1 rRNA gene (only partly in view) is annotated in these 1,016 nt (G+C 54.7%); it reads right to left on the bottom strand.

The window, feature by feature from the left end:
• Positions 1-65: 65 nt before the first annotated feature.
• Positions 66-1,016 (bottom strand): 23S ribosomal RNA (locus BMY55_RS16665) (it continues 1,887 nt past the right edge of the window).

The raw sequence follows: 1,016 nt of genomic DNA, 5'->3' as shown, positions 1-1,016 counted from the left end.
TCCAAGTCAGTACACTTAGGTGTGTATGCTTTTGATAGATCAGTAGGGTTTGACTTCTACTGGATCAAATCAAGCCTATCGGACAATTAGTACCGGTCAACTGAACACATTGCTGTGCTTACATCTCCGGCCTATCGACGTGGTAGTCTTCCACGGTCCTCAGGGATACCTTGTTTTGAGGGGGGCTTCCCGCTTAGATGCCTTCAGCGGTTATCCTGTCCGAACATAGCTACCCAGCACTGCCGTTGGCACGACAACTGGTCCACCAGTGGTTCGTTCACCCCGGTCCTCTCGTACTAGGGGCAACTCCTCTCAAGTATCCTACACCCACGGCAGATAGGGACCGAACTGTCTCACGACGTTCTAAACCCAGCTCACGTACCTCTTTAAATGGCGAACAGCCATACCCTTGGGACCTGCTCCAGCCCCAGGATGAGATGAGCCGACATCGAGGTGCCAAACACTGCCGTCGATATGGACTCTTGGGCAGTATCAGCCTGTTATCCCCGGCGTACCTTTTATCCGTTGAGCGATGGCCCTTCCACTCGGGACCACCGGATCACTATGGCCGTCTTTCGACTCTGCTCGACTTGTCAGTCTCGCAGTCAGGCTGGCTTCTGCCATTGCACTCAACGAGCGATTTCCGACCGCTCTGAGCCAACCTTCGCGCGCCTCCGTTACTCTTTAGGAGGCGACCGCCCCAGTCAAACTACCCGCCACGCAGGGTCCCGGATCCGGATAACGGACCGCGGTTAGACATCAAGCAGAACAAGGGTGGTATCTCAAAGGAGGCTCCACAGGAACTGGCGTCCCTGCTTCAAAGCCCACCACCTATTCTGCACATGTTGTGCCTGATGCCAGTGCGAAGCTGTAGTAAAGGTGCACGGGGTCTTTCCGTCTAACCGCGGGAAGCCTGCATCTTGACAGGCAATTCAATTTCGCTGAGTCGATGTTGGAGACAGCGGGGAAGTCGTTACGCCATTCGTGCAGGTCGGAACTTACCCGACAAGGAATTT

This window comes from Aliiroseovarius sediminilitoris (assembly GCF_900109955.1).
GTDB lineage: Bacteria > Pseudomonadota > Alphaproteobacteria > Rhodobacterales > Rhodobacteraceae > Aliiroseovarius > Aliiroseovarius sediminilitoris.
The sequence above is the reverse complement of the archived record's forward strand: the minus strand, read 5'-3'. Positions and strand labels throughout refer to the sequence as shown.